Annotated in this window: 5 protein-coding genes; all 5 read left to right on the top strand. The window is 68.5% G+C overall.

The window, feature by feature from the left end:
* The first annotated feature begins 33 nt into the window (after nucleotides 1-33).
* Nucleotides 34-12,927, top strand: coding sequence for a non-ribosomal peptide synthase/polyketide synthase (locus QZ497_RS08285; protein ID WP_295473025.1), 12,894 nt, complete (start codon nucleotides 34-36; stop codon nucleotides 12,925-12,927).
* A gap of 615 nt (nucleotides 12,928-13,542) precedes the next feature.
* Nucleotides 13,543-14,940, top strand: a complete 1,398-nt coding sequence (locus QZ497_RS08280; RefSeq protein ID WP_295473023.1) for an aspartate aminotransferase family protein — start codon at nucleotides 13,543-13,545, stop codon at nucleotides 14,938-14,940.
* Nucleotides 14,941-15,048: 108 nt separating this feature from the next.
* Entirely contained in the window at nucleotides 15,049-15,291 is a 243-nt protein-coding gene (locus tag QZ497_RS08275) for an MbtH family protein (RefSeq protein WP_295473021.1), read from the top strand.
* Nucleotides 15,292-15,301: 10 nt separating this feature from the next.
* Nucleotides 15,302-16,048: an alpha/beta fold hydrolase gene (locus QZ497_RS08270; RefSeq protein WP_295473019.1), complete on the top strand. Its 747-nt coding sequence runs from the start codon at nucleotides 15,302-15,304 to the stop codon at nucleotides 16,046-16,048.
* A 319-nt stretch (nucleotides 16,049-16,367) separates the two neighbouring features.
* On the top strand, nucleotides 16,368-25,637 hold a 9,270-nt coding region (locus QZ497_RS08265), incomplete at its 3' end, for a non-ribosomal peptide synthetase (RefSeq protein WP_295473018.1).

The following is a 25,637-nucleotide window of genomic DNA, read 5'->3' as shown; positions in this document are numbered from 1 at the left end:
GGCCCCATGCATGGATTGAGGACAGGTACAGCGATGGCAAATTTCTTCGAGCGCCCGGCATCTCTCGCGCACGCACTGATGCGTCAGGCGGCGTCGCATGGCGACCAGCCGGCCCTGCGCTTTCTCGACGCTCGGCACGAGGCGGGGCAGGTTCTGAGTTGGCGCGAACTCGATGCTCGGGCGCAGATCATCGCCACGGCCCTGATGCAGCGTTGCCGGCCCGGCGACCGTGCCCTGCTGTTGCTGACCAGCGGCCCCGAGTATGTCGCCGCGTTCTTCGCCTGCCTGTACAGCGGGGTGATTGCCGTGCCGGCCTATCCGCCGGAGTCGACCCGTTCGCAACACCTGCAGCGTCTGCTGGCGATCATCGACGATGCCCAGCCCAGCCTGATTCTCACCACCGCGCAGGTGCTGCCGGGCTTGCAGGACAGCGACGCTCGGCACACGCCGATGCTGGCGGTCGACGCCCTGGTCGGTGACTGCCAAGGGCCTTGGACGGCCCATGCACCGGCAGCCGACGATATCGCTTTTCTGCAGTACACCTCCGGCTCGACTTCGACCCCCAAGGGCGTGCAGGTCAGCAACGCCAACCTGGAGGCCAACGCCTGGCTGATCCGCCAGGGCTATGGCATCGGTGCCGACGACGTGATCGTCAGCTGGCTGCCGCTTTACCACGACATGGGGCTGATCGGCGGCCTGCTGCAAGGCATCTACAGCGGTGTCCAGGTGGTGCTGATGTCACCGCAGCATTTCCTCGAACGCCCGGTGCGCTGGCTGGAGGCGATCAGCCGCTTCGGTGGCACTATCAGCGGTGGCCCGGACTTCGCCTACCGGCTGTGCTGTGAGCGCATCCACGACAACAAGCTGGCCGACCTTGACCTGCAGCACTGGCGGGTGGCGTTTTCCGGCTCCGAGCCGATTCGCCAGGACAGCCTGCAGGCCTTCGCCGAGCGCTTCGCCGGCTGTGGTTTCCAGGCCGGCAGCTACCTGGCCAGCTACGGCCTGGCCGAAGCGACGCTGTTCGTCACCGGCAGCCGGCCGGGGCAGGGCATCGACATCCTGCACCTGGACGCCGACGCGCTGGGTCGCCACCAGGCACAGCCAGGGCAGGGCGCGATCCTGGCCAGTTGCGGCTGGCCGCAAGCGCAGCACCCGCTGCTGATCCTCGACCCGGACAGCGCTCAGGCGTTGGACGAGGGGCAGGTTGGCGAGATCTGCTGCGGCGGGCCGAGCATCGCCCAAGGCTACTGGCGCAACCCCGCGGCCACCGCCAAGGCTTTCTTCGAGCGCGACGGCGAACGCTGGCTGCGCACCGGCGACCTGGGCTTCATGCTGGGCGGCCAGTTGTATGTCAGCGGGCGCATCAAGGACATGCTGATCATCCGTGGCCAGAATCTTTATCCACAGGACATCGAACGCACCGTCGAGACCCGCGTGGAGGCGGTGCGCAAAGGCCGGGTCTCGGTGTTCCCGGTGCTGCATCAGGGCGTGGAGTCGTTCGGTGTGGCCGCCGAGGTGGGACGGCGGGCGCAGCACCAGCAGCCGCTGGAGCAACTGATCGCGCAGATCCGCGACGCCGTGGCCGACGTGCATCGCGAGGCACCCGCGTGGGTGGCACTGCTCGACCCCGGCAGCCTGCCCAAGACCTCCAGCGGCAAACTGCAGCGTTCCGCCTGTGCCGCGCAGCTGGCCGACGGCAGCCTCGCAGCGGTGTGCCTGTGGCGCCAGGGCGAGCACCTGGCCCCTGCGCCGGCTGCGCTGGCCGCGAGCCTGGCGCAACGCATCGAACGGCTGTGGTGCGCCTGCTTGAAGACCGAAACCCTGGCCGCCGAGGCCCATTTCTTCGGCCTGGGTGGCAACTCGATCCAGGCCACCCAGATGATCGCCGAGCTGCGCGATGAGCTGGGCCTGGATGTGCAACTGCGCACCCTCTACGAAGCGCCGACCCTGGCGCAGTTCATCGCGGCGGTCGAAGGCCGTGCCGCTGCGTCCGGCGCCATTGCGCGCCTGCCACGCAGCGGCCTGCTGGCGCAGTCGGTCGCGCAGAGCCGCCTGTGGTTCCTCTGGCAATTGCAGCCCGACAGTGTCGCCTACAACATTCCCGGTGGCCTGCGCCTGCGTGGCGAACTGGACGAAGCGGCCCTGCAGCGTGCCTTCGACACGCTTGTGCAGCGCCATGAAGCCTTGCGCACGCGCTTCCTGGAACAGGACGGCGTGGCACTGCAACGCATCCTCGACCACGCGCCGGTCCAGGTGCAGCGTGATGACCTCGGTGAATACCCCGAAGCCGAGCGCGAATCGCGTGCCCGGCAGCTCCAGGAAGACGAGGCGCGCAGCGTTTTCGACTTGCAACGGGGCCCGTTGCTGCGCATCCGCCTGGTACGTCTCGACGAAGACGACCACCTGTTGCTGGTGACCCTGCAGCACATCGTGGCCGACGGCTGGTCGCTGGGCATCCTGCTCGACGAATTCGCTCGCCTGTATGCCGCCTACAGCCAGGGCCAGGATCTGACCCTGGCGCCGCTAGGAGTGGGGTATGCCGATTACGCCGCCTGGCAACGCGAACAGCTCGATGCCACTGAACAGCAGCGCCAGCTCGACTACTGGCGCAACACCCTGGAGGGTGAGCGCGAAGCGCTGGCACTGCCGCTCGACCGCCCGCGCAGCGCAGCGGCTTCGGCTGCGCAGCGCTTGAGCCTGCGCCTGGACAAAACCCTGTGCGAGCGCCTCCAGGCGCTGGCGCGCAGTGCCCAGACCAGCAGTTTCAGCCTTTTGCTGGCGGCCTTCCAGAGCCTGCTGCAACGCTACACCGGGCAGGCGGACATCCGCGTCGGCGTGCCCAATGCCAACCGCCCCTTGCTGGAAACCCAGGGGCTGATCGGTTTCTTCATCAACACCCAGGTGTTGCGCACTCGCATCGACTCACGGGAAAGCTTCCTCAGCCTGCTGGCGCGGGTCAGTGCCAGCGTGCAGGCGGCGCAGCTGCACCAGGCCATCGATTACCAACAGGTCAGTGCCGCGCTGGGTGATGCCGCCGCCTTCGAGGTGATGTTCAACCACCAGCAGCGCAATACCGAGGCCCTCAAGCGCCTGCCCGGCCTGCTTGCCGAAGAGCTGCCGTGGCACAGCCGTGAGGCCAAATGCGACCTGCAACTGCACAGCGAAGAAGACGCCCAGGGGCGTATTCGCCTGTCGTTCGATTACGCGGTGGAGCTGTTCGATGCGGCCACCGTGCAGCGCCTGGCCGGGCACTTCGTCAGCCTTTTGCAGCAGGTGTGTGCGCAGCCGCAGCAGGCGCTGGGTGAGCTGCCGTTGCTGAGCGCTACCGAGCTTGATGCTGTGCAGAGCTGGGGGCGTAACCCGCAGGCACAACCGCAGTGGATGCTTGCCCAGCGCCTGGCTGAACAGGCCGCGAGCGCCGCGCCGCGCACCGCGTTGGTGGCCGGCGAGCGTTCGCTGAGCTATGCCGAGCTGGATCGCCAGGCCAATCACCTGGCGCTGCGTTTGCACGCCCAGGGCGTGGCGCCGGAGGTGCGCGTCGGCGTATTGGCCGAGCGCTCCCTGGAACTGATGATTGCCGCGCTGGCCATCGTCAAGGCCGGCGGCGTGTATGTGCCGCTGGACCCGGATTATCCGCGCGAGCGCCTCCAGCACATGCTCGCCGACAGCCAGGCCAGCCTGCTGCTGGGGCAGGCGGCACTGCTCGACGCCTTCGAGCTGCCCGCAAGCCTCGCCACCCTGGCCCTCGACGGCGTCGCCCACGGTCCGGGTGCCGAGGCGCCGCCGACGGTCAGCGTGCATCCGCACAACCTTGCCTACATCATCTACACCTCCGGTTCCACCGGCTTGCCCAAGGCCGTGGGCAACAGCTACGGCGCGCTGGTCGAACGCCTGGCCTGGATGCAGGCCGAATACCAGGTCGGCGCCGACGACGTGTTTCTGCAAAAGGCACCACTGAGCTTCGACGTGTCGCTGTGGGAGTGCTTCCTGCCCCTGCTCAGCGGCGCGCGCCTGGTGCTGGCCGGCGATGGCGAGCATCGCGACCCGCGCTGCCTGGTGCAGCGCGTGCGTGAGCACGGCGTGACCCTGCTGCATTTCGTGCCGCCGCTGCTGCAACTGTTTGCCGATGAAGACGGCTTCAGCCAGTGCACCAGCCTGCGCCACCTGTTCTCCGGCGGGGAAGCGCTGCCGGTCGAGCTGTGCCGGCGCATCCAGGCGCGCCTGCCGTCGGTAACCCTGCACAACCGCTACGGGCCGACCGAAACCGCGATCAACGTCACTCACTGGCGCTGTGGCGAAGAACACGGCGTGCGCATACCGATCGGTCGACCACTGAGCAATGTGCTCACCGAGATCCGCGACAGCGACTGGGCGCTGGCCCCTGCAGGTGCGCGTGGCGAACTGCTGTTGGGCGGCAATGGCCTGGCGCGTGGCTATCTGGGCCAGCCGGCGCTGACCGCCAGCCGCTTCCTGCCCGGTGAAGGCGGCACGCGGCTGTACCGCAGCGGCGACCTGGCGCGCTGGCGCCAGGACGGTGCGCTGGAATACCTGGGGCGGCTGGATGAGCAGGTGAAATTGCGCGGCGTGCGCATCGAGCTGGACGAGATTCGCCAGGCCATTCTGCAGCAGCCCGGCGTGCGCCAGGCGCTGGTGCTGCTCGGTGAAGGCCGCGAGGGTGGGCAGTTGCTCGCCTACCTGGTGACCGATGGCGCCGAGGCGCCGCAGGCGCTGGCCGAGCGTATTCGCGAGGCGCTGCGCCTGTGCCTGCCGGAGCCGATGATTCCCGCCCATGTGCTGCGTCTCGAGGCCTTCCCGCTGACCCCGGCCGGCAAGCTCGACCGTCGTGCCCTGCCGCCACCGCAGGCGGCGCAGCGCGACTACCGCGCCCCACGCAATGCCGTGGAGCAGACCCTGGCGGCGATCTGGGGCGAGGTCCTCGGCCTGCCGCAGGTCGGCCTGGACGATGACTTCTTCGAACTTGGCGGCCACTCGCTGCTGGCCACGCGCATCGTCTCGCGAGCGCGCCAGGCCCTGGGCGTCGAGCTGCCGCTGCGCAGCCTGTTCGAGTCGCGCAGCCTGGAGGCGTTCGCCAGCTGGGTCGCCCGCGCCCAGGCCGAAGGTCGGGTCGACAGCCAGGGCGCGATTGCCCGGGTCGACCGCAGCCAGCGTGTGCCGCTGTCGTATTCGCAGCAGCGCATGTGGTTCCTCTGGCAGATGGACCCGAGCAGCCCGGCCTACAACGTCGGCGGCATGGCCCGCCTGCGCGGCGCGCTGAATGTCGAGGCGTTCGAACAGGCCCTGCAGGCGCTGATTCAACGCCATGAGAGCCTGCGCACCACCTTCCCCAGCGAGGCCGGCAAGCCCTGGCAGCGCGTTGCGGCCACCTCGCAGGTGCCGATGCAGCACCTGGACATTGCCGCGCAGCCGCCCGGCGAGCGCCAGGCGCAGATCGAGCGCCTGGCCGACCAGCAGGCCCATGCACCGTTCGACCTGGAAAGCGGCCCGCTGCTGCGCGTGTGCCTGGTGCGCAGTGGCGAGCAGGAGCATCACCTGCTGATCACCCTGCACCACATCGTCACCGAGGGCTGGGCCATGGACATCTTCGCCCGCGAGCTGTCGGCGCTGTACGCCGACTTCGTCGCCGGACGCGAAACCTCCCTGGCGCCGCTGCCGGTGCAGTACCTCGACTACAGCGCCTGGCATCGCCAGTGGCTGGAGGGCGGCGAGATGCAGCGCCAGCTCGACTACTGGAAGGCCCAGCTGGGTGGCGAACAGCCGTTGCTGACCCTGCCCAGCGACCGGCCACGCCCGGCGCTGCAGAGCCATCGCGGCGAACTGCACCGCTTCGACCTCGACGCGGCCCTGGCCGAGCAGGTGAGCCGCTTCAACCGCGAGCGCGGCCTGACCCTGTTCATGACCATGACCGCCGCGCTGGCCACCTTGCTGTACCGCTACGGTGGCCAGCACGACCTGCGCATCGGCGTGCCGCTGGCCAACCGTATTCGCCCGGAAAGCGAAGGGCTGATCGGTGCCTTCCTCAATACCCAGGTGCTGCGTATCCAGCCGCATGGGCAGATGCGGGTCAGCGAACTGCTCGAACAGGTTCGCCAGGTGGCCATCGACGGCCAGTCGCACCAGGACATTCCCTTCGACCAACTGGTCGAGGCCTTGCAGCCGCAGCGCAGTGCCGCGTTCAACCCGCTGTTCCAGGTGATGTGCAACGTGCAGCGCTGGGAGTTCCAGCAGCAGCGCGAGCTGGCCGGTGGCGTGCAGGTGGATTACCTGGTCAACGATGCCCGGGCGACCAAGTTCGACCTCAACCTGGAGGTCACCGACTTCGACGCCCAGCTGCGCTGCTGCCTGACCTACAGCACCGACCTGTTCGATGCCCGGCGCATCGAAGCCATGGCCGGGCACTGGCAGCAACTGCTGCGCGGCATGCTCGCCGACCCGGATTGCCGCCTGAGCGAACTGCCGCTGCTCGGCCAGGCCGAATGCCAGCGCCTGCTGGACAGCGGTCGTGGAGCGCTGGCCGACACCGCGCCGCGCAGCGTGCAGGCGCTGTTCCAGGCCCAGGCCCAGGCGACGCCGCAGGGCCGGGCGGTGACCTGTGCCGGCCAGTCGCTGACTTATGCCGAACTCAACGCCCGCGCCAACCGCCTGGCCCACCGCCTGATCGAGCTGGGCGTCGGCCCTGAAGTACGCGTCGGCCTGGCCCTGCGTCGTTCGCTGGACCTGGTGGTCGGCCTGCTGGCGGTGCTCAAGGCCGGCGGTGCCTACGTTCCGCTGGACCCGGAATACCCGCAGCAGCGCCTGCGCTACATGGTCGAAGACAGCGGCATTCAGGTGCTGCTCGGCCACGACGCGCTGTTTGCGCAACTGGCCCCGCTGCCGGCGGCTGTGCAGGCCTGGAGCCTGGAGCAGGACGGCCCGGCACTGGGCGCGTATCCGAGCATCGACCCTGCCGAGCGCAGCCAGCCCGAGCACCTGGCCTATGTCATCTACACCTCGGGTTCCACCGGCCTGCCCAAGGGCGTGGCGGTAAGCCAGGGGCCGCTGGCCATGCACCTGCAGGCGGTCGGTGAGCTGTTCGGCACCACCCCGGCAGACTGCGAGCTGCACTTCTATTCGATCAACTTCGACGCCGCCAGCGAGCGCCTGCTGGTGCCGCTGCTGTTCGGTGCCGAAGTGGTGCTGCGCGAGCAGGGGCAGTGGGATGCCGAGTCGGTGTGCGGGCTGATCCGCGCCCACGGCATCAACGTGCTGGGTTTCACCCCCAGCTACGGCGGGCAACTGGCGCAGTGGCTGCGCAGCCAGGGCGAACAGCTGCCGGTGCGGCTGATCATCACCGGTGGCGAGGCGCTGACGGCTGAACATCTGCACACGCTGCGCGAAAGCTTCACCCCACAGACGGTGTTCAACGCCTACGGGCCGACCGAAACCGTGGTGATGCCCACGGCCTGCGCTGCCCCGCAGGTGCTGCCGGTGGGGCTGGGCAGTGTGCCGATCGGCCGGGTGGTCGGCAGCCGTCGCCTGTACGTGCTGGATGCCGACCTGGCGCTGCTGCCGGCCGGTACGCCGGGTGAGTTGTACATCGGCGGCCAGGGCCTGGCGCGTGGCTACCTGGAGCGCGCCGGGCTGAGCGCCGAGCGTTTCGTCGTCGATCCGTTCGCCGCCGACGGCGGGCGCATGTACCGCACCGGCGACCTGGTGCGCCAGGGCCACGACGGCCAACTGGAATACCTGGGGCGTATCGACCAGCAGGTCAAGGTGCGCGGCTTCCGCATCGAACTGGGCGAAATCGAGGCCTGCCTGCTGGCCCATGAACAGGTGCGCGAAGCGGCGGTGCTGTCCGTCGACGGGCCGTCGGGCAAGCAACTGGTCGGCTATCTGTTGGCCGAGGCGGGCACAGAGGGCGGTCTGCTGGTCGAACAGCTCAAGGCGCAATTGCAGGCGGCATTGCCCGAGCACATGGTGCCCGCGCACCTGATGCTGCTCGACGCCTTGCCGCTGACCGCCAATGGCAAGCTCGACCGCCGTGCGCTGCCGCAGCCGGACCTGAGTGCTGCGCAAAGCGCCTACCAGGCACCGCGCAATGGGCTGGAACAGCGTCTGGTCGAAGTCTGGCAGACAGTGCTGGGCGTGCCCCAGGTGGGCATCGACGACAACTTCTTTGCCCTGGGCGGCGACTCGATCCTGTCCATCCAGGTGGTCAGCCGTGCTCGCCAGGCCGGGGTGCATTTCAGTGCCAAGGACCTGTTCCTGCACCAGAGCGTACGCACCCTGGCCGCGGCCGCACGGCAGAGCGAGCGGCTGAGCATCGACCAGGGGCCGGTCGTGGGCGAGACGCCGCTGACGCCGATCCAGCACTGGTTCTTCGCCCAGCGCCACGCCCAACCGCAGCACTGGAACCAGTCGCTGCTGCTGCAAACCAGCCACCCCGTGCAGGCGGCGTTGCTGGAGCAGGCGCTGCACGCGTTGGTGGCCCACCACGACGCGCTGCGCCTGCGCTTCGCTGCCGACGGCCGTGCGCAGTTCGTGCCGCACCCAGCGGGCCAGGAGCTGCTCTGGGTCGGTCAGGCCGACACGCCCGAGCAGCGCCAGGCGTGGTTCGACCAGGCGCAGCAGAGCCTCGACCTGCAACAGGGGCCGCTGTTGCGTGCGCTGCTGCTGCCCGGTACGCCCGAACGACTGCTGATCGTCGTGCACCATCTGGCCGTCGACGGCGTGTCCTGGCGAGTGCTGCTGGAAGACCTGCAGACGCTCTACGCCCAGCTGGAAAACCGCCAGGCCGTGCACTTGCCGGCCAAGACCAGTTCGCTGCGCGACTGGGCCACACGCCTGCAGGCCTATGCCGGCAGCGAGTCGCTGCGCGAGGAACTGCGCTGGTGGCAAGGCCGCCTGCAAGGGCCGTCGGGTGATCTGCCGCTCGATGGCGGCGACCAGACCAACCTGGAGCGCGATGCCCGGCGCGTCAGCCTGACCCTGGATGCGGCGACCACCCGCCAGCTGTTGCAGCAGGCGCCGCAAGCCTATCGGGCGCGCGTCGACGACCTGCTGCTCACCGCCCTGGCGCGTACCCTGTGCGCCTGGACCGGGCAGGATTCGCTCCTGGTGCAGCTGGAAGGCCATGGCCGTGAAGAGCTGTTCGACGACATCGACCTGAGCCGCACCGTGGGCTGGTTCACCAGCGCTTACCCGCTGCGCCTGCAACCGGCCAGTGAGCCGGGCGCCAGCCTCAAGGCCATCAAGGAGCAACTGCGCGAGGTGCCGCACAAGGGCCTGGGCCATGGCGTGCTGCGCTACCTGGCCGATGCCCCGACACGCCAGGCCATGGCGGCGCTGCCCGAGGCGCGCATCACCTTCAACTACCTGGGGCAGTTCGACCAGGGCTTCGCCGCAGACAGCCCATGGCGACCGCTGGACGAAGCCGGTGGTGCCCAGCACGCCCGCGATGCGGCGCTGCCGAACTGGCTCAGCGTCGATGGCCAGGTGTATGGCGGGCAGTTGACCCTGCACTGGACCTTCAGCGAGCGGCTGTTCCACCCCGCGACCATCGAACGCCTGGCGGCGGCTTACCAGGCCGAGCTGCAGGCGCTGATCGCCCATTGCCTGGCCCCCGAGGCCGGTGGCGTGACGCCCTCGGACTTCCCCCTGGCGCGTTTCGACCAGGCGCAACTGGATGCCTTGCCGCTGCCGTTCGCGGCCATCGACGACGTGTTCCCGCTGACCCCGATGCAGGAAGGCATGCTGCTGCACACCCTGCTCGAATCCGGCACCGGCATCTACTTCATGCAGGACCGCTACAGCATCGACAGCGAACTGGACGTGGCGCGCTTCGACCGCGCCTGGCGCCAGGTGGTGGCCCGCCACGAGGCGCTGCGTGCCTCGTTCGTGTGGAACACCGGCGAGCAGATGCTGCAGATCATCCACCGTGGCGACGGTGACGGTGTCGAATTCCTCGACTGGAGCGCGCTGCCGCAAGACGCCCACGAGACGCGCCTGCAACAGCTGCTGGAAGACGAACGCCTGGCCGGCTTCGCGCTGCTGGAGCGACCACCGCTGCGCCTGCGCCTGATTCGCCTGGCCAGTGACCGGCACTGGTTCATCATGAGCAACCACCACATCCTCATCGATGCCTGGTGCCGCTCGATCATGATGGGCGATTTCCTGGCCCTCTATCAGGCCCTCGGCGAGGGCCGCGAAGCCGGCCTGCCGACGCCGCCACGCTACCGTGAATTCATCGCTTGGCTGCACCACCAGGGCCTGGAACAGGCGCGTGCCTACTGGCGCCAGGCCCTGGCCGGCTTCGAGCGGCCGACGCTGATCCCCAGCGACCGGCCGATCCTCCACGACAACGGCGGCATGCAGGTCGGCGATGTGTACAGCCGCCTGCTGCCCGAGCAGGGCGCGCGCCTGCGCGAGCTGGCGCAGCAGCACCAACTGACCGTCAACACCTTCGCCCAGGCCGCCTGGGCCCTGGTCTTGCGCCGCTACAGCGGCGAGCGCGACGTGCTGTTTGGCGTCACGGTGGCCGGTCGCCCGGCCAGCCTGCCGCAGATGCAGCACTGCGTGGGCCTGTTCATCAACAGCGTGGCCCTGCGCGTGCCGATGCCGGCGGCCGGTGAGCGCCTGAGTGTGCGCCAGTGGCTGCAGCAGCTGTTCGAGCGCAACCTGGAGCTGCGCGAGCACGAGCACCTGCCGCTGGTGGCCATCCAGGAATGCAGCGAACTGCCCAAGGGCCAGCCGCTGTTCGACAGCCTGTTCGTGTTCGAGAACGCGCCAGTGGACGCCAGCGTGTTGCAGGGCGCCGCAGGGCTGAAGGCGCGCTCCGGCTCGGGGCGCACGCACACCAACTACCCGCTGACCGTGGTCTGCTACCCCGGCGATGACCTGGGGCTGCACCTGTCCTACGACCGGCGTTTCTTCGACGAGCCGGCCGTGCAGCGCCTGCTGGGCGATTTCCAGCGGCTGCTGCTGGCCATCGCCGAAGCTTTCGAACAGGACTTCGCCAGCCTGGAGCTGGTGGCTGCGCAGGAGCGCGAGTTCCTGCTCGACGGCTGCAACCGCAGCGCCCGGGACTACCCGTTGCAACAGGGGTACGTAGCGCTGTTCGAAGCCACGGTGGCCGCGTACCCGCAGCGCATCGCCGCGACTTGCCAGGGCGAGCAGTGGAACTACGCCGAGCTGGACCGGCGTGCCAACCGCCTGGCGCATGCGTTGCTCGCCGCCGGCGTGCAGCCGGACCAACCGGTGGCCTTGCTCGCCGAACGCAGCCTGGCGCTGCTGGGCATGATCCACGGCACCCTCAAGGCCGGTGCCGGCTACCTGCCGCTGGACCCGGCGCATCCGCCGCAGCGCCTGGCGCAGATCCTGGATAGCAGTGCCGCGCCGCTGCTGGTGTGCAACGCCGCCTGCCGCGAGCAGGCCATGCAACTGCTCGAAGAGCTGGGCTGCGCCACTGCCCGGCCACGCCTGCTGGTCTGGGATGAGGTTCAGCAAGGCGAAGTACCTGAACACGCACCGCGCATCGCGGTGAGCGGCCAGCACCTGGCCTACGTGATCTACACCTCCGGTTCCACTGGCGTGCCCAAGGGCGTGGCGGTGCACCAGGCCGGCATGCTCAACAACCAGTTGAGCAAGGTGCCTTACTTCGGTCTCAACGAGCATTCGGTGATCGCCCAGACCGCCTCGCAGAGCTTCGACATCTCGGTGTGGCAGTTCCTCGCTGCCGGGCTGTGCGGCGCACGGGTCGAGATCGTCCCCGACCTGATCGCCCACGACCCGGCCGCCTTGCTACGGCATGTTCGCGACACCGGCATCAGTGTGCTGGAAAGCGTACCGTCGCTGATCCAGGGCCTGCTGGCCGAGCCGCCGGCCGAACTCGAGGGCCTGCGCTGGCTGCTGCCCACCGGTGAAGCCATGCCGCCGGCCCTGGCCGCGCAGTGGTTGCAGCGTTATCCACAGATCACTCTGGTCAACGCCTACGGGCCGGCCGAGTGCTCCGACGACGTGGCGCTGTTCGCGGTGGATGCCGCTGCCGTGGTCGGCAGCTACCTGCCGATCGGCACGCCGACCGACAACAACCGCCTTTATGTGCTGGACGACGAATTGCAGCCGGTGGCGGCCCTGGCCCAGGGCGAGCTGTTCATCGCCGGCACCGGGGTCGGGCGCGGCTACCTCAACGACCCGCAGCGCACCGCCGCCAGCTACCTGCCCAACCCCTACGGGGCGCCGGGTGAGCGGCTGTACCGCAGCGGCGACCTGGCGAGGCGCCGCGACGACGGGGTGCTGGAGTACGTCGGCCGGGTCGATCACCAGGTGAAGATCCGTGGCTACCGCATCGAACTGGGCGAGATCGAAGCCCGCCTGCGCCAGTGGCCACAGGTGCGTGACGCGGCCGTGGCCGTGCAGAGCACCGCCAGCGGCCAGTACCTGGTCGGCTACGTGGTGGCGCAGGCGGCGCAGCTGGACGTCGAGGCCATCAAGGCGCACCTCGCCCAGGGCCTGCCCGAGTACATGGTGCCGCGCCATTGGCAGGTGCTGGACAAGCTGCCGCTCAACCCCAATGGCAAGCTCGACCGCAAGGCCCTGCCGGCGCTGGACTTCAATGCCGGCCGCGACTACCAGGCGCCGGCCAGTGAACTGGAAGGCACCCTGGCGCGGATCTGGGGCGAGGTGCTGGGCGTGGATCAGGTCGGGGTCACCGACAACTTCTTCGACCTCGGCGGCCACTCGCTGCTGGCCACGCAGATCGCCTCGCGGGTACAGCAGACCCTGCAGCGCAGCGTGCCGCTGCGGGCGATGTTCGAGTGCAGCACGGTGCGCGAGCTGGCGCAGTACATCGGAACACTCGACGGCGCGGCGCTTACCGAACAGAAAGTCAGCGCCCTCGACGACCTGATGGCGCAGCTGGAGGCGTTGTAATGGACTGATCGTGACGCCAGTGAGCGGGAGCGGCGAAAGCCGCAATACCGATCAACCAGTCGCCCTCGGACGTTGTTGGAGCGAGCTTGCTCGCGAACGCAGCGTCACGTTCACCGCCGATGCAAGGGCTGAGTGGGTCTCTTCGCGAGCAAGCTCGCCAACAAAAGCCGGAAGCGCTTCACCGAGCTTTTGCTTTTCAAGCACCGCTTTCTCAGGCGCCGCCAATCGCGACTTGGGTGCAGGCCGAGTGCAGGTGTCATGGAAGGGGGTAAGCCGGCAGGGAAGCCGGCTTAGGCGCACTGGGCCAGGGGCGGCCCATTGCGCCGGCCCCCTGGAATGGCGCCGGAAGGAGGGAAGTCTGCCCGCAGGGCAGACCCAAGCCAGGAGCAATGCCTTTTGGTTCCTTTTGGGCGTAACCAAAAGGGACCCGCCGTAAAGGCGGAAAGGTGACTCAAGGGCACTGATGCTGCGGCGGGTGTACCCGGTCCAGATAGCCGGCCATTCGCGAGTAAGCTCCAACGGTCTAACTGATCAGTATCGTGGCTAAAGCCGCTCTCATCCTCTTCGTCTATTGCCCAGGACTCACGGCTTTTCATCTCATTCAGGAGCGCAACCATGAGCACAGCGTTTGCCGAAAGCCCGATCAAGGCCCAGGACGAAGACCAGCACTACCGCTTTGAAGACCACCCCATCCTGGCCCGGCAGAAGCAGCAGGAGTCCAATGCCCGCAGCTACCCGCGGCGCATTCCGCTGGCGCTCAAGCGGGCCCGTGGCATCCATGTCGAAGACGTCGAAGGCCGGGTGTTCATCGACTGCCTGGCCGGTGCCGGGACCCTGGCCCTGGGGCACAACCACCCGGTGGTCACCGACGCGATTCGCCAGGTGCTCGACGATGAACTGCCGCTGCACACCCTCGACCTCAGCACGCCGGTCAAGGACCGCTTCGTCCAGGACCTGTTCGCCGTGCTGCCGCCGGCCCTGTCGGCCAAGGCGCGCATCCAGTTCACCGGCCCCACCGGCACCGACGCGGTGGAAGCGGCGCTCAAGCTGGTGCGCATCGCCACCGGGCGCAGCACGGTGCTGGCCTTCCACGGTGGCTACCACGGCATGAGCCAGGGCGCCCTGAGCCTGATGGGCAACCTCAAGGCCAAGACGCCGCTGGGCGCGCTGCTCAGCCAGGCCGTGCAGTTCATGCCGTTCCCCTATGACTACCGCTGCCCGTTCGGCCTGGGTGGCGAGGCCGGTGTGCGGGCCAACCTGCATTACCTGGACAACTTGCTCAGCGACCCGGAAAGCGGTGTCCAGCCGCCAGCCGGGATCATCGTCGAAGTGGTGCAGGGCGAGGGCGGGGTGATTCCGGCGGCCAGCACCTGGCTGCAGGGCCTGCGCGAAATCACCGCGCGGCATCGCATTCCACTGATCGTCGACGAGATCCAGACCGGCTTTGCCCGCACCGGCAAGCTGTTCGCCTTCGAGCATGCCGGCATCGTGCCGGACGTGGTGGTGATGTCCAAGGCCATCGGCGGCAGCCTGCCACTGGCGGTCATGGTCTATCAGGACTGGCTCGACACCTGGCAGCCCGGTGCGCATGCCGGCACCTTCCGTGGCAACCAGATGGCCATGGCGGCAGGCTCGGCGGTGATCCGCTACATCGAAGCGCACCATCTGGTCCAGCACGCTGCCGAGATGGGCCAGCGCCTGCGTTCGCATTTGCTGGCGCTGCAACAGCGCACCCCGCAACTGGGTGACGTGCGTGGCCTGGGCCTGATGCTCGGCGTGGAAGTGGTCGACCCGGCCGGCCAGCCGGACGTGCAGGGCCATGCCCCGCATGACGGTGCCCTGGCCAGCCGCATCCAGCGCGAATGCCTCAAGCGCGGGCTGATCCTCGAACTGGGTGGACGGCACAGCAGTGTGGTGCGCTTCCTGCCGCCGCTGATCATCACGGCCGAGCAGGTCGATCAGGTGGCGCGGATCTTCGCCAGGGCCGTAGAGTCGGCCATCGCCCAGCGCTAGGCATGCTTTCAGTCGCGCCGCAGTGGTTAATTTTTCCACCGGCCAATCGTTCATTCCTGCAGCGGCCTGGCCGCTGCCCACGACTTCAGCCTTATCAGGGAGCAAAGCATGACCTCAGTATTCGATCGCGACGACATCCTCTTCCAGGTGGTGGTCAACCACGAGGAGCAGTACTCCATCTGGCCGGACTACAAGGAAATGCCCAACGGCTGGCGCACCGTTGGCAAGAGCGGCTTCAAGAAGGAATGCCTGGCCTACATCGAAGAGGTGTGGACCGACATGCGCCCGTTGAGCCTGCGCAAGCACATGGAAGAACAGGCGCGTCTGCAGCAGGCGCCAGCCAACCACTGAGGTCTACGCCATGGCAACCGTGCAACTGTTCTGCCTGCCTTACTCGGGCGCCAGCGCCATGGTGTTCAGCCGCTGGCGGCGCCACCTGCCGCAGTGGCTGCAGGTGCAGCCGGTGGAAATCCCCGGGCGCGGTGCGCGCCTGGGCGAGGCGCTGCAGACCGACATGCCAGCGCTGGCGCGGCAGCTGGCACTGGAAATCCTGCCAGCGCTGAAGACGCCTTATGCGCTGTTCGGCCATAGCCTCGGCGCGCTGCTGGCTTTCGAGATCGCCCACGTGCTGCGTGAGCTGGGCGCGCCGCCGCCCGTTTCACTGTTCGCCTCCGGCACCGCAGCGCCGTCGATGCGTGATGACTACGCACGCGGCTTTGCCGACCCCAAGACCGACGCCCAGCTCAAGGCCGAGCTGCGAGACCTCAACGGCACGCCGCAGGAGGTGCTGGACAACGAAGAGCTGATGGCCCTGACCCTGCCGGTGCTGCGCGCCGACTTCCGGCTGTGCGGCCTCTATCAGCGTCGTCAGCGACCGTTGCTGAGTTGTCCGATCCATGTGCTGGGTGGCAAGGATGACAAGGCCACCCAAGAGCAGTTGATCGCCTGGCAGCAGGAGAGCGACGCCAATTTTTCCTTGGAGATGCTGCCCGGCCGGCACTTCTTCATCCACGACCACGAAGGCATGGTGCTGCGTATTCTGCGTTCGAACCTGGAAGTCGACCTGCACCGCCAGCGTGGCCGGCGCCTGGCCGCGGTGGCCGGCTGAAGCCTCGGCCAGCGCTTTTCCCGGCGGCCGACGCCCTTTATCCAGATACAGTTCAGTCCGTGGGAGCGAGCTTGCTCGCGAAGGCGGCGTCACGTTCACAACAGATGCAGTGACTTTGCCAGCTTTTCGCGAGCAAGCTCGCTCCCACAGGGCCGCAAAGCGCCTAATCGAACAGTATTGCCCTTTATCCCCCTTACCTGTCAGTCAGCCTGCCCCTGCCCCTGCCCGTGCCGGCGGCTAAATCAACCCTCTGCTGCTTCGTCCTTGTGGGATCGACCGGGCCACTCGGCCCCGCTTCCTATCGACAAGGACGCATTGCATGCACGCTCAAGACGCACTGAAACTCGCCCGCCGGTTCATCGAACTGCCCCCGGAGAAGCGCCGCCTGTTCCTGGCCGGCCTGCAACAGCAGGCCGTCGACTTCGCCTTGTTGCCGATTCCTGCCGAGGTGCCGGTGGCCGAGCGTGATGGCCTGTCGTACGCCCAGCAGCGCATGTGGTTCCTCTGGCAGCTCGATCCGCAGGGCGCCGCCTACAACCTGCCGATGGCCGTACGCCTGAGCGGCACGCTTGACGAACAGGCGCTGCAAAGCGCCTTCGATGCCCTGGTGGCGCGCCACGAGACCCTGCGCAGCCGCTTCCGTGAAGCGGATGGCGAGGTGCGCCAGCAGGTTGTCGCGCCGTTCGCCGTGGCCATCGCCCGCCACGACCTGAGCGCCCTGGCGGCTGACGAGCGCGAAGCGCAGGTGCGCTGCCTGGCCGATGCCGAGGCGCTGGCGCCGTTCGACCTGGCCCATGGGCCGTTGCTGCGTGTGCAGGTGCTGGCCTTGGCCGAGCAGGAACATGTGCTGTTGCTGACCCTGCACCACATCGCGGCCGATGGCTGGTCGTATAACGTGCTGATCGAGGAATTCATCCGCCTGTACGACGCGGCGTGTGTCGGCGGCGCGGCCGAGCTGCCGGCGTTGCCGATCCAGTACCGCGACTATGCGCTGTGGCAGCGCAGCTGGCTGGAGGCCGGCGAGCAGGAGCGCCAGTTGGACTACTGGCGTGCCAAGCTGGGTGACGACCACACGCCGCTGGAGCTGCCCACCGATCAGCCGCGTCCGCTGTCGCGCAGTTATCGCGGCAACCGCTACGCCTTCGAGGTCGAGCCGGCATTGGCCGAGCGCCTGCGCGAACTGGCCCGTGAGCAGGGCGTGACGCTGTTCATGGTGCTGCTGGCGGCCTTCAAGGTGCTGCTGCAGCGCTACAGCGGTCGCCAGGCGATTCGCGTAGGCGTGCCGGTGGCCAACCGCAACCGGGCGGAGGTCGAAGGGCTGATCGGCTGCTTCATCAACACCCAGGTGCTGCACACTGAGGTCGACCCACTGCTGGACGTGCGCCAGCTGCTGCAGCGGGTCAAGGACACCGCGCTGGGCGCCCAGGCGCATCAGGAGCTTCCCTTCGAACGCCTGGTCGAGGCCATGGGGTTGCAGGGCAGTGCGCGGCACAACCCCTTGTTCCAGGTGCTCTACAACCACCAGCCGAAGGTTGCCGATGCCGGGCAGATCCGTACGGCTTCCGGGCTGGGGGTAGAGAAGCTGGCGCTGGGCAGCCACAGTGCGCGCTTCGAGCTGGCTCTGGATACCTATGAAAGCGCCGGGCGTCTGCACGCGGTGTTCACCGGCGCAGTGGAGCTGTTCGAACCCGCCAGCCTGGGCGAGCTGGGTCGGCACTGGTTGCGTCTGCTCGCTGGCCTGGCCGCCGCGCCGGATTCGCGCGTCGGCGAGTTGCCTCTGGATCTACCGGCCCCGGCGCCAGCCCAGCCCATCACCCCGCCACAGGCCTGTGTCCATCGCCTCATCGAACGAGCGGCGCAGGCGCATCCGCAGCGCCTGGCGGCGGTGTGTGCCGATGGCCGCCTGAGCTACCAGGGGCTGGAGCAGCGCGCCAATGCCTTGGCGAATGTTCTGTTGCAGCGCGGCGTGCAGCCGGACGAGCGCGTGGCGGTCATGGCTGACCGCAGCGTCGACATGCTGGTGGCGATCGTCGCGGCGCTCAAGAGCGGCGCGGCCTACCTGCCCATCGAGCCGGGCCTGGCACCGGCACGCCAGGCCTTCATGCTCGCCGACAGTCAGGTGCGCTGGGTGCTGGGCCAGGCCGATGAGCTGCCCGATGGCATCGAGACGATCGATATCGCTGCGGCCTACCCCGAGGCGGAGGCTCCGGCGCAGAACGTCAGTGCCGATCAGCTGGCCTACGTGATCTACACCTCCGGCACCACCGGCATGCCCAAGGGCGTCGGCGTCACCCATGGGGCGCTGGCCCACTACCTGCGTGGCGTGGCCGAGCGCCTGGACCTCGAGGGTCTGGCCAGCCTGGCGATGGTCACCACGCCGGCCGCCGACCTGGGCCACACCCTGCTGTTCGGCGCGTTGTGCCACGGCAAGACCCTGCACCTGCTGGACAAGGACCGCGTGCTGGACGCCGAGGGGTTCGCTGCCTACCTGCAGCAGCACGCCATCGATGCGGTGAAGATGGTGCCCTCGCACCTGCAGGCGATGCTCGCCGCCGGTGCGGCGGCCTTGCCAGGGCGCTGCCTGGTACTCGGCGGTGAAGCCTGTCCGGCGGCGCTGCTGAAGCGGATCGCCGAACTGGCACCGGCCTTGCGCATGATCAATCACTACGGCCCGACGGAAACCACGGTCGGCGTACTCACCCATGAATTGCACGGCCAGCCGCTGCTCGGCAGCCCGCTGCCCGGCGTCAGCGTGCACGTGCTCGACGCCTGCCTGCAATCGGTGCCCGGCCCTGCTCGGGGCGAGCTGTACATCGGTGGCGCGACCCTGGCGCGCGGTTATCTGGGCCGTGCAGCGTTGACCGCCGAGCGTTTCGTGCCCGATCCATGCGGGGCGGCGGGCGCGCGCCTGTATCGCTCAGGCGACTGGGTGCGGCGTAATTCCGAAGGTCTGCTGGCGTTCGGTGGGCGCATGGATGGCCAAGTGAAGATTCGCGGCCATCGCATCGAATTGGCCGAGATCGAACAGCACATCCTGCAGGTGCCGGGTATCGCGCAGGCTGTGGTTCGCGTATTGGGCGAGGAGGGTGACCGATACCTGGCGGCCTGGCTGGTGCCGAGCGCTGCGCTGGCAGACGACACGGCGCGCCAGGGCCTGGTGCTGTGCGTGCGCGAGGCGCTGCGGCACGCGCTGGCCGAGCATCAGCTGCCGTTGCACTGGCAGGTGCTGGAGCGTCTGCCGGTGACCGCCAACGGCAAGCTGGATGTCCGGGCCTTGCCGGCACCGATGCAGGTGCAGGCCAGCCACCGCGCCGCGCAGACCCCGCTGCAAATCAGCGTGGCGGCCATCTGGGCCGCGGTCCTGCGGGTCGAGCGGGTCGGCCTGGACGACAATTTCTTTGCCCTGGGCGGCCACTCCCTGCTGGCCACCCAGGTGGTGTCGCGGCTGCGCCGGCAGCTGCATCTGGAGGTGCCGTTGCGGGCGCTGTTCGACAGCGCCGACCTGGAAGGCTTCTGTCAGGCGCTGGCGGCGGTCGAGGCGGTGCAGGACGACAGCATCAGGCCGGTGGATCGCAGCCAGCCGCTGCCGGTGTCGCACGCCCAGCATCGGCAGTGGTTGTTCTGGAAGCTCAACCCGGCAAGCACGGCGTACAACACGCCCCTGGCGGTGCGCTTGCACGGCGAGCTGGATCGCCAGGCCCTGCAGGCGACCTTCGATGCCCTGCTGGCGCGGCATGAAACCCTGCGCAGTGTGTTCGTCGAGCGTGACGGCCAGCCCTGGCAGCGCATCCTGCCGGCCAGCGGTATCGAAATTGATTTCGTCGACCTGCAGGGGGCTGACGACAGCGCCCTCGACGCGTGGATCCAGGAGCAGGTCGGCCAGCCCTTCGATCTGGAGCACGGCCCGCTGCTGCGCATCACCCTGTTCAAGACGGCTGCGCAGGCGCATGTGCTGTGCCTGGTGCTGCATCACATCGTGTCGGACGGCTGGTCGATGAGCGTGATGGTCCGTGAGCTGGCTGCGCGCTACAACAGCCATGCCGCGCGGCGCACCGAGGCCGTGCCGGCCTTGGCGGTGCAATACGCCGACTACGCCGCCTGGCAACGCCAGCGCCTGGCCGGCGGCCTGGCCGAGCAGCAACTGGCCTATTGGCGCCGCGCGCTGGAAGATGACTTCAGCGTGCTGGCCCTGCCCAGCGACCATCCGCGCCCGCCGGTGCAGAGCTACCGTGGCGCGCGCATCGACCTGCACCTGCCCGCGGCCCTTACGGCGCGCCTGCGGCAACGCGCCGTGCAAGCCAATGCCACGCTGTTTCATGTATTCCTCGCCGGCTTCGCCCTGGTGCTGGCCCGTCACAGCGGACAGGACAAGGTCAATGTCGGCATACCGGTCACCAACCGCAACCGCGAGGAACTGGAAGGCCTGATCGGCTTTTTCGTCAACACCCTGGTGGCGCGTATCACCATCGACCCGGCACAGCGTGGCGACGCGCTGCTGGCGGCGGTCAGGGAAACCACCTTGCAGGCCCAGGCCAACAAGGACGTGCCGTTCGATGCGGTGGTCGACGCGCTCAAGCCCGAGCGGGCGCTGGGTCACAACCCGCTGTTCCAGGTGATGTACAACCATCTGCGCGACGTGGGCGAGCAGATCGGCACTGATGCCGTGCAGGGCGTGCGCGCCGAAGAGATCGAACTCGGCGAGCGCACCGCCCAGTTCGACCTGGCGCTCGACACCCTGGAGCGCAGCAACGGGGTAACGGCCTCGTTCACCTACGCCACCGATCTGTTCCTGGCGCCGCGCATCCAGGCCTTGGCCGAACACTGGTTGCAGGCCTTGCATGGCCTGGCCGAAGACGTCGAGCAGGCCGTGGGCGAGCTGCCGATTCTGCCGGCCAGCGACGCGCAGCGCATGTCGCAGGACTGGAATCCGGCCTGGCAGCGGGCCGATGTGCCACCGGCGGTGCACCTGCAGTTCGCCCGTCAGGCGCGTGAGCGCCCCGATACCATCGCCCTGGTGCTCGGCGAGCAGCGCCTGAGCTATGGCGAACTCGAGCGCCGCGCCAACCGCCTGGCGCATGCCCTGCGCGAGCGCGGCGTGGGGCCGGAAGTGCGGGTCGGCATCGCCCTGGAACGGGACCTGCCATTGATCGTGGCGCTGCTGGCGGTGCTCAAGGCTGGCGGTGCCTACGTGCCGCTGGACCCGGACTACCCGCGCGAGCGCCTGGCCTACATGCTCGATGACAGCGGTATTCGAGTACTGCTGACCCAGGCTGGCCTGCGCGAACGCCTGCCGTTGGCGCCGGACTGCGCGGTGCTGGAGGTCGGCGACCCGCAGTGGTCCGGCTACCCCGACAGCGACCTCGCCACGCCGCTGCTGCCGACCAGCCTGGCCTACGTGATCTACACCTCTGGCAGCACCGGCCGGCCCAAGGGCGTGGCTATCGCCCACGCCGAGCTGGCCGCGTTCAGCCAGGTGGCCGCCGACTATTCGCGGCTGTCGCCGCAAGACCGGGTGCTGCAGTTCGCCACGGTGAGCTTCGACGGTTTCGTCGAGCAGTTGTACCCGGCGCTGTGCCACGGCGCCCAGGTGGTGATGCGTGGCCAGGAAGTCTGGGACATTGCCACCCTCCGGGAGCGCATCGAAGCCCACGGCGTGACCGTCGCGGACCTGCCGACCGCCTACTGGCGCCTGTTGGCCGCCGAACGCTGGCCAGCCGGCGCCTGCCCGAGCCTGCGCCAGGTGCATGTCGGCGGTGAAGCGCTGCCGCCGGAAGGCTTGAGCGACTGGCTGGCGTCGGGGCTGGGCCATGTACGCCTGCTCAATACCTACGGGCCCACCGAGGCGACCGTGGTGACCACGGTGTTCGACTGCGCCGAGGTCGACGCGGGCAGCCTGGCGCAGGGCAACATGCCGATCGGCAAGCCGCTGGGCGGGCGCCGTGTGCAGGTCTGTGACCAGGGCCTGCAACCGGCACCGGTGGGCGTCGAGAGCGAGCTGCTGATCGGTGGCCAGGGCTGCCTGGCACGGGGTTACTTCAACCGTCCGGCACTCACCGCCGAGCGGTTCATTCCCGACCCCTTCGACAGCAGTACCACAGGGGGTGGGCGACTCTACCGCAGCGGCGACCTGGCGCGCTTCGACGCACAGGGCGTGCTGGAATACCGTGGCCGTATCGACCACCAGGTGAAGATTCGCGGCTTCCGTATCGAACTGGGTGAGGTCGAGTCGCTGCTGCAGCAACAGCCCGGTGTACGCCACGCCGTGGTGCTGGCGCTGGAGACCGGCGGCAGCAAGCAGCTGGTGGGCTATGTGGTACCCGAGGCCACCGGGTTGCTGGCTGACCCGCAGGCCCAGGCCGCCTGGCGCGACAGCCTGCGCGCCGGGCTCAAGGCCGTCCTGCCGGACTACATGGTGCCGGCGCACATCCTGCTGCTCGACAGCCTGCCGCTGACCCTCAATGGCAAACTCGATCGCCAGCGGCTGCCAGCCCCTGACGCCAGCGTCGCGCAGGTTGCCTACCAGCCGCCAGGCAATGACCGGGAGCGTTGCCTGGCGCAGATCTGGGCCGATGTGCTCAAGCTCGAACGGGTCGGCGTGGCAGACAACTTCTTCGAACTGGGCGGTGATTCGATTACCTCCATCCAGGTGGTCAGCCGCGCGCGGCAGGCCGGCCTGCGCTTCACCGCCAAGCATCTGTTCCAGCACCAGACCATCGCCAGCCTGGCCTGCGTGGCGGTGCAGGATGACGCGGCCAGTCCGGCCGCGCAGGCGCCCGTCGGCCAGGCGTTGCTGCTGCCGGTGCAGCAGGCGTTCTTCGAACAGGACATGCCGCAGCGCCAGCGCTGGAACCAGTCGCTGCTGCTGCGGCCTGCCACGGCGCTGGATGCCCGCTGCCTGGAGGCGGCGCTGCAGGCGCTGGTTGCCCGGCATGACAGCCTGCGCATGGCCTTCGAATGCCACGACGGGCAGTGGCAGGCCCACTATCGCGACAGCGCTGCGCAGCCGCTGACCTGGCACATGCAAGTGGCGGATGACGAGATCCTCGAAGTGCTGTGCGATGAAGCCCAGGGCAGCCTCGACCTGCGCGACGGCCCGCTGTTGCGTGCGCTGCTGGCCGACCTCGCCGATGGCAGCCAGCGTCTGCTGCTGGTGGTCCATCACCTGGTGGTGGATGGCGTGTCCTGGCGCATCCTGCTGGAGGACTTGCAACAGGCCTACCGGCAGATCGAAGCCGGGCAGGCCGCGACGTTGCCCGCCCGCACCAGCTCCGTGCAGGCCTGGGGGCAGCGCCTGCACGAGCACAGCGCCTGGCTGGCCGAGCTGCCCTATTGGCAGGCCGTACTGCGTGACCAGGACACCGCGCTGCCGTGCGCCAACCCGCACGGCGCACTGCGTGAAGACCTGGCAGTGACGCTGGAAAGCCGACTCGATGCACTGAACACGCGTCGCCTGCTGCAAGAGGCGCCGGCGGCCTATCGCACGCAGGTCAACGACCTGCTGCTGACCGCTCTGGCGCGGGTCGTGACGCGTTGGACCGGCAGCGCCTCGCTGCTGGTCGAGCTGGAGGGACATGGCCGTGAAGAGCTGTTCGAAGACATCGACCTGAGCCGCACCGTGGGCTGGTTCACCAGCCTGTACCCGGTGCAGCTGACGCCGTCGGCGGGGCTGGAAGACTCGATCAAGGCGGTCAAGGAACAGCTGCGTGCAGTACCCGGCAAGGGGTTGGGCTTTGGCGTGCTGCGCTACATGGGCACGGCCGAGACCCGGCAAGCGCTGGCCGCCCTGCCGGTGCCGCGTATCACCTTCAACTACCTGGGCCGTTTCGACAGCAGTTTCGATGCCGCAGACGCCCTGTTCGCGCCGGCCAGCGAAGCCCGGGGCCGCGAGCACGACGGCCATGCGCCGCTGGGCAACTGGCTTACCGTCAACGGCCATGTGTACGGCGGTGCCCTGAGCCTGAGCTGGACCTTCAGCCGCGAGATGTTCGACAGCGCCACGATCCAGCACCTGGCGGACGCTTATGCCGAGGAGCTGGAGGCGCTGGTGCGCCACTGCTGCGATGCTCAGCCGCGTGGCGTGACGCCGTCCGACTTCCCCTTGGTGAACCTCGACCAGCGCGAGCTGGATGCCCTGCCGGTGCCTGCTGCGCACCTGCAGGACATCTACCCGCTGTCGCCCATGCAACAGGGCATGCTGTTCCACACCCTGCTCGAGCAGGGCGGTGGCGACTACGTCAACCAGATGCGCGTCGATGTGCAGGGCCTGGACAGCCAGCGCTTCAAGGCCGCCTGGGAGGCGACCCTGGCCGCTCATGACGTGCTGCGCAGCGCTTTCATCCTGGCCGGGCCGATGGGCGAGCCGTTGCAGCTCATTCATCAGCATGTCGCCCTGCCGTACAGCGAGCAGGACTGGCAGGGGCGGTCTGAACAACAGGCCGCCCTGGCGGCCCTGGCCGATGCCGAACGGGTACGCGGCTTCGATCTGGCGCAGGCGCCGCTGTTGCGTCTGCTGGTGGTGCGCACCGGCGAGCAGAGCCATCACCTGGTCTACACCAGCCATCACATTCTCATGGACGGCTGGAGCAATGCGCGCCTGCTGGCCGAGGTGCTGCAGCGCTACGCCGGGCAGACGCCGCCGGCGGCGGGCGGGCGCTACCGCGACTACATTGCCTGGCTGCAGGCGCAGGACGCGGCGGCCAGCCAGCGCTTCTGGCGTGCCAGGCTCGCCGACCTGGCCGAGCCGACCCGGCTGGCGCAGCCCAGCCTGGCGCAGGGCGACGAGTCCGCCGCCGTGCGTCCCAACGGACGTGGCAGCCATGAATGCGTGCTGGACGCCGCGCGCACCCGACGCTTGGGCGAGTTCGCCCGGCAGCACAAGGTCACCGTCAATACCCTGGTGCAGGCGGCCTGGCTGCTGCTGTTGCAACGCTTCACCGGGCAAGCCAGCGTCGCTTTCGGCGCCACGGTGGCCGGGCGCCCGGCCGACCTGCCGGGTATCGAGGAGCAGATCGGGCTGTTCATCAACACCCTGCCGGTGATCGCCACGCCGCGTCCCGAGCAGTCCGTCGAGCAGTGGTTGCAAGACGTACAGGGCCTGAACCTGGCCCTGCGCGAGCACGAGCACACGCCGCTCTACGAGATCCAGCGCTGGGCCGGGCAGGGCGGTGAAGCCCTGTTCGACAGCATTCTGGTGTTCGAGAACTACCCGGTTTCCGAGGCATTGCAGCGGGCGCCCGGCGACTTGAGCTTCTCCGGCGTCAGCAGCCACGAACAGACCAACTACCCGATGACCCTGGCAGTGAGCCTCGGCGACGAGCTGAGCCTGCATTTCATCTACCAGTGCCAGGCATTCTCCGCCCAGGGCGTGCGGCTCCTGGCCTGCGCGCTGAGCAACCTGCTGGACGCCATGCTCGCCGGTCCACGGCAATCCATTGGCAGCCTGGCGCTGCTGGACGCTGAACAGCAGCAGGCGGTACTGGCGATCAGCGAGCAGACCGAGGCGCGTTGGCCAAGCCAGCGCTTCGTCCACCAGCTGTTTGCCGACCAGGCACAGCGCACCCCACAGGCGGTGGCGGTGATCAGCGGCGAG

The organism is uncultured Pseudomonas sp. (assembly GCF_913777995.1).
Lineage (GTDB): Bacteria > Pseudomonadota > Gammaproteobacteria > Pseudomonadales > Pseudomonadaceae > Aquipseudomonas.
The sequence above is the reverse complement of the archived record's forward strand: the minus strand, read 5'-3'. Positions and strand labels throughout refer to the sequence as shown.